4 protein-coding genes are annotated in these 6320 nt (G+C 63.0%); 3 read left to right on the top strand and 1 reads right to left on the bottom strand.

Annotation, left to right across the window (positions count from 1 at the left end; translation table 11 throughout):
* Positions 1 to 1173: 1173 nt before the first annotated feature.
* A complete protein-coding gene (locus AWC08_RS07905) occupies positions 1174 to 2358 on the top strand; it encodes an NAD(P)/FAD-dependent oxidoreductase (protein WP_055576577.1) in 1185 nt (394 codons plus the stop codon).
* 213 nt (positions 2359 to 2571) lie between these two features.
* Here the strand turns inward: AWC08_RS07905 and AWC08_RS07900 are convergent, their stop codons facing one another.
* Positions 2572 to 3318: a helix-turn-helix transcriptional regulator gene (locus tag AWC08_RS07900; RefSeq protein WP_055576574.1), complete on the bottom strand. Its 747-nt coding sequence runs from the start codon at positions 3316 to 3318 to the stop codon at positions 2572 to 2574.
* Positions 3319 to 3408: 90 nt separating this feature from the next.
* On the opposite strand from AWC08_RS07900, the gene AWC08_RS07895 reads away from it, so the two are divergent.
* Together AWC08_RS07895 and AWC08_RS07890 are read left to right on the top strand one after the other, a co-directional pair.
* Positions 3409 to 4317 carry a sterol desaturase family protein gene (locus tag AWC08_RS07895; RefSeq protein WP_055576573.1) on the top strand — a complete coding sequence of 303 codons (909 nt, stop codon included), beginning with the start codon at positions 3409 to 3411 and terminating at the stop codon, positions 4315 to 4317.
* A gap of 654 nt (positions 4318 to 4971) precedes the next feature.
* Entirely contained in the window at positions 4972 to 6108 is a 1137-nt protein-coding gene (locus AWC08_RS07890; RefSeq protein ID WP_065133247.1) for an NAD(P)/FAD-dependent oxidoreductase, read from the top strand.
* Positions 6109 to 6320: the final 212 nt, after the last annotated feature.

The following is a 6320-nucleotide window of genomic DNA, read 5'->3' as shown; positions in this document are numbered from 1 at the left end:
GGCGCAGGAGCCAACCCCCAGAAGCCGTCAAGCATCTCCTGACGACAAAACGTCAAGAATGTCCTGAGTCCTTACACCGACATGGAATCCACACGACCCGCGGCCGGTCTGGGCCGATCTTGATATCGCGCGGAAGTGAGAGACCCGCGCCGTTGTGCTGTCGCAGAAGCATAGCGAAGCTGCGGGTAGCCCGAACCGGGAGACGCCGGTAAGGGTGGCAAGCAGCCCCGACAACGACGGGACAGGCCAGTACTACCGGATGGTCTGGGTCCGGCAAGCATGAGGAGAAGGTGTACGCGAGGAACCAGTGCCTTAACACCTCTTAAGGTCTCCCGCCAACTCTAACCCGATGGATTCGGGCTAGATTGCGATGCGCACCAACATAATCCGTACAGCCTTCGGGTTCTCCGTGCGCGCTTCTGATACCGGGCCGCGGGCGTCCGCCGCGGCGTTCGACGCATCAACCCTGTCGCCGTAATACCGTAGGGGGTATGGTATAAAAGGGTTATGGCAAGCTCACTTCACGCTGATTTGGCGGTGCGGATGGGGTTGACCCGGTGTGTCCGATGCCCTGAAATCTACGAACTTCGGCTCGGCGACGTCCCCGAGACGACTGGGTCGGCCGCTGATAGGCAGCCGATGAGCTTGGCCATCCTCAACGAGGGACGAGAATCATCGGCCCAAACCGGGCGAAGTGCGCAACTCCCAGCAAGTCCGCCGGCTAAAGGCCGCTGTCAATGCGGTACAGGGCGCCGCCGCACGCAAGCTGCCTCGCCGGCGGTAGGTAATAAGCACTACCGCGGCGGACCCCGTCCGAGGGAGGCGCCGTGGCGCACGTCCTGGGCGCGGTGGGCGCCCGCCAAACCACCCCGCGGCAATCTCAGACACATCGCTCGACGCGGTCGTCCGGCATCGGCATCGTTGTCTGATGCGGTGCGAGCTGGACCGCAGCTCAATTCATCCCGCTGCCCCGGCGGCGCGCCGTGATTAATGCGTCACCAGCGTGTGTGCATGCCGTGCAATGCCGCGTCTTCGCCACGACCACCGGCGCCAGCTGCGAGCCGTCACGTCATTGCCGTCAAAGGCCGGGTACCCGCCGATCCAGTGCTGCGACAACCCTCTTGACACTCAGTTCGCACACTCGGCCCAGACAGAAGAAAGATGGGGAAACAAATGCACACCAAGCAAAAGCTTGTTATCGTCGGCGCCGGCATCGGTGGACTCAGTGTCATCCACGAACTCACCGAGTCCAACGTCGCTTTTGACGCCCTCGACATCACCGTTATCGACGAAGACTTCTCGCATTTTCTCGGATTCACCCTACCGTGGGTGATGCGCGGCTGGCGCGACCAGGACAGCGTGCCCATCCGCCCCGCTGCCGACGCACTGTCCGAAGTCACGACCATTACCGGCTCGGTCCACCGCATCGACCCCGGCGCGCGCACCATCACCTTGGCCGACGCCACCACGATCGCCTTCGACGCCTTGATCATCGCCGCTGGTGCTCGCAACGCCATCGACCAAGTCCCTGGATTGCAAGCCGCTGTAGCCGCCGGCGTGGCGGTGCACTACTACAGCGCCGACGCGGCCGCTGACGCGCACCGCGCACTGCAGACCTTCACCGGCGGCAAGTTAGTCTTCCTGGTCACCTCCCAGCCTTACCGATGTCCAGTCGCCCCCTACGAAGGCGCTCTCCTGGCTGCAGATCTCCTCACCGAGAACGGCTCTCGCGCCGCGACTCAAATTTCGATCTACAGCCCGGAGGCCCAGCCCATGCCCTCGGCAGGCCCCTATGCTGGCCCCGAACTCGTAGCACTACTCAACGCCGACGGCATCGATTTCTACGGCGAACACAGCGTCTCGCACGTCGACGCTGACCATCAGTTGATCGCATTCCAAAACGGCGCCGCCGTGGACTTTGACCTGCTCATGTTCATACCCCCGCACGAACCGGCTGTCGCTCTCGACCGGCCCGGCTGGATCAGTGTCGACACCACCACAATGCAAACCCGGCACCCCGGCATCTTTGCCATCGGTGACATCACTACGGTCACCTCACCATCCGGCCGACCCCTGCCCAAAGCAGCGATCTTCGCCAGAAACGGAGCGAAGGCCGCCGCTGAGAACGCACTTCATTACCTCGAGCTGACCAATAACACCGGCATTCTCTCGGGGGAAGGGTACTGCTACATCGACACCGGCGCACACACCTCCGCCCAGGGCAAAGGAGACTTCTTCACCCTGCCCCACCCCGCCATCCACCTCACCGCGCCGTCGAACGAACTGCATCACGACAAACAACAAGAAGAACAGGACTGGCGACGTCTGTGGGAACACCAAAGCTCTGCCGCGCGATAAGGCACCTCCCGGGACGCAAGTGATCAGAGAGGATGCCGACGTTTGCGCCAAGCGCCCCCAGAGCGAGCCTCAGCACAACCTAGTGCAAAACGATCCTCGACCCCGGCCGCCGTGTTGCCCGGAAGCCATCCGGTCCTATTTTAAAAAAACACTATTGCGGTCACACCCCAGCGCCTGATCGGTCAACTTGCGCGGGCATCGCGCGGCGGCCGATCACTGCAGGCGCACACTGCTATACGCGGCGGACGGGGCGATACCGAACATCTCGTGAAACGCCCGGTTGGCGTGTGAGCTGTCGGTGAATCCGGCGGCGTGAGCCGCGTCGGTCAGGGTCCCCCCGCTGCGGGCCACTTCCATCGTCCGGATGAGCCGCGCCCACCGCACATAGGCGGGAAATGACAGGCCGACGTCGCGGGCGAACAGACGACCAAGCCGGTCAGCCGAGAGGTGCACCGCACGCGCCACGTCGGTGAGCCGCACCGGCCCGCACAGCAAATTGGGCAGAAGGTCGATCGCCTCGCGCACGCTGGAGTGCGGTGCGCCCTCATTCGACACCACCGAACCGGAACCGCATAGTTGCTCTACTACCGCACCGGCTGCGGAGCAAAGGTCCTGTTGTTCCGTCGGATTGATAACCCGCCTCGCCGCCGCCAGCCAGGCTCGTGCATCCTCACGGGCACCCGGAGCCAACAACGCGGCCAGCCTGCGACCGGTAGCGCTAGTGGGCTCGAGATAGATCATCAGCCCCGTAGCGGGGCCGGCGTCGAGGGCGTGGGCTGCACCGGCTGGGATGACCCCGGCAAGCCCCCGCGCCCGCCGCCCGGCGCCGTCGATGAAGGCGATAGCCCCTGAGGTGGTTGCGGCGATCTGGACAGCGGCGTGGGCATGCATGTGCGCGGCTCCCAGTTGCCCACCGTAGATAAGGCGGCCCGGTTCAATGACCGCCGCGCCAGACCACATCACACACTCGAGTATCCACCGGTGCTCAACCGTGCAAGTCGACGGATCTGTACATGCCTCACCCCCCGCCCAGCCTCAAGACTTCCATCCATGGTCAAAACATTGGCGCGGTACGGGTACGTGCCGCTGATGCTCGTCGGGATCAACGGTGTTGCGATCGCGGTAGCCCGCACACCCTGGGCCGGATTGTGGATGGTCGTGCTGATCACCGCGGCAATTGGATTATCGTTTGCGGTGGAGCGCGCCCTGCCCTACGACCAGGAATGGAACGACTCACTCGGTGATGTGCGCCGCGACGCGGCGCATGCGTTCATCAACGAGACCGCGACCCTGGTGACTGTCCTGGTCATCCCGGTGACGGCGCTATTGAGCCCTTTTCATCACTGGTGGCCGGCATCGACGCCGTTCGCGCTGCAGGTGCTGCTGGCGGTGTTGGTGTCCGATCTCGGCATCACGCTGGCGCATATGGTCAGTCACAGAGTGGGCTGGCTGTGGCGACTGCATGCGGTACACCACAGCGTGAAACGGTTCTACGGCTTCAATGGCCTGATGAAGCATCCCGCGCACGGCGCAGTCGAACTAGCCGCAGGCACAGCGCCTTTAGTCATTATGGGAATGCCCACGTCGGTGGCCGAGGCGCTGGCGGTATGTATCGCTGTCCAATTATTGCTACAACACTCCAATGCCGACTACCAGATCGGCCCGCTACGTTTAATTCTGGCGCTCAATGAAGGCCACCGATTTCACCACCTGAAATGGGCTGGTGTGGGCGACGTCAACTTCGGGTTATTCACACTGACCTGGGATCACGCCCTGCGCACCTTCTCATTCGACCCCCACCGCCGGTTTCGTACCGACGACCTCGGAATGGCGGCGAAACCCAATTACCCCGTGGCATATCTTGCCCAGCTGATCGAGCCGTTCCGCACCAGGGCCGCATGCCACTTAAACGACCCGGCCGAAGGCGATCCGCGGCAGCCGGTGGGGGGCCAAGCCTAGCGGGGTTGCCACACACCCTGAAGCTGTAATGCGGCTCGCAGCGGCTTCCTCTCGAATCGCGAGCCGTCAGCGCGAATTCTCTGATGCAAGGTATCGCGCATCTGGCACATGCTCAGCATCGCCATGCCCTACCACGACCTCGGCGCCACCTACTTCCTCGACTGCGCCAGCAACACCGACGCCACCAGACGCCGCAACGGTCACTTCCACAGCGCAGGGCGATCTCGGCCCTATCCGGCCCCTCGTGGGCCCTCAACAGTCTTACGGAGGGGATTCGGTGCCGGGCAGCACCGCCTCGGGGCTCCGCGATCGCCCCCTTCGTCGAGCGCAGCACCGCTTTTGTTGTGCTGCTGCACCTGCGCGGCGAACACACGGCAGACACTGGCCGAAGCGATGTCGGCCAAAGTCCCCGAGATCCCGGAGAGCTGGCGTCGCTCGCCGATCGGGGACCCAGCAGGGGATGGCGCAATACACCGAGATCACCGAGGCCACCGGCATGCCGATCTGCTTCTGCGATCCGCATAGCCCCTGCTAGCGCGGGAGCAGCGCTCCATCAATTCGTCAAGCGCTCTGAATTGCGAAGAGCCTGTTTATGCGCGCCCATTGGGGTAACACCGGTAACGACAACACACGACCGCAGCGGGAAGGGAACCGATGACGCCGCATGTAGTGATCCTAGGAGCCGGGTTCGGCGGGCTTGAACTCGCTACCAGACTATCCGAGTCGCTGGCCGACCACGTGCGGTTGACACTGATCGATAGCAACGATTGCTTCTCGTTCGGTTTCTCCAAGCTCGACGTGCTACTCGGCAAACGCAGTCAAGACGAGGTGCGGATGCCATACGCGTCGTTCGCCAGCCCAGGTGTTGAGTTCCGGCAGGAAGTCATCACCGCGATTGACCCAGAAAACCGCTACGTACGTACCGAAGCTGGTTCCTATCAGGCGGACATCCTTGTTGTGGCCTTGGGGGCGCAATATGATCCAGCGGCGACCCCGGGATTCGCCGAGGATGGTTACGAGTACTATTCACTGGCCGGTGCGGAACGCCTGTGTGCCGCCTTACCGACTTTTCAGGGCGGCAATATTGTGATCAGCGTCCTCGGCGAGCCGTACAAGTGCCCACCCGCACCCTTCGAGGCGGCCTTCCTGCTTGAGGATTATTTCGCCACCCGGGGCTTAGGTGAGCAGGTGAGCATTACCGTAACGGGCTTTATGGGCGCCCCAGTGCCGGTCGCCAAGGAGGTTTCCGAACCGATTCTGCAGCACCTGACCGCGCGAGGAATCACCTTCGTCGGAAAGCGGACGGTGTGCCAGCTGAACACAGCAGACAAAGTCGCCCAGTTTGCCGAGGGCGGAGGACTTCCTTATGACTTATTCATCGGTATCCCGGTGCACCGGGCTCCGAAGGTCGTGGCAGACTCCAAGCTGGCACCAGACGGATGGATTCCCGTCGAGAAGACCAACCTGGCCACTCGGTTTTCCGGTGTTTATGCCTTGGGCGATGTCGCTGCGGCGTTTACTGCAAAAGCCGGCACGTTCGCCGAGCGTGCCGCTCAATTCGTCGCTGACAATATCATTGCCGACTTGCGCGGCACTCCCCCACCCGGCCCCTACGACGGAGCGGGGGACTGCTTTATGGAGTTTGGCCGCGGAGAAGTCGCTAAGATGCACGCGGACTTCCTCAGCGGTCCGACGCCGACCGGGGTATTGCGAGGCCCCTCGACCGAATTTGTCGCCGAGAAAGCTGAATTCGCCCGCACCCGCCAACAGCGCTGGTTCGCCGCTCTCTGAAATTCGATCGGTCGGGGCGCCGCGCACGATTATCTGTTGTCACGCGGCATCGGCATGACAACGCGAGACTGCTGATGCTGGCGATCAGCGTTGCGGCTCAGGGCATTCGGAGAAGTTGACGTCGGTGGTGTCCCCCGACCGATCCCGAGTAGGCGGCCGCGATGTGCCGGATGAAATTGTAGGCGCCATACCCGTCGAAGAGGACATGGTGC

Source organism: Mycobacterium gordonae, from assembly GCF_002101675.1.
Taxonomy (GTDB): domain Bacteria; phylum Actinomycetota; class Actinomycetes; order Mycobacteriales; family Mycobacteriaceae; genus Mycobacterium; species Mycobacterium gordonae.
This window is presented reverse-complemented; position numbering and strand designations above follow the sequence as displayed.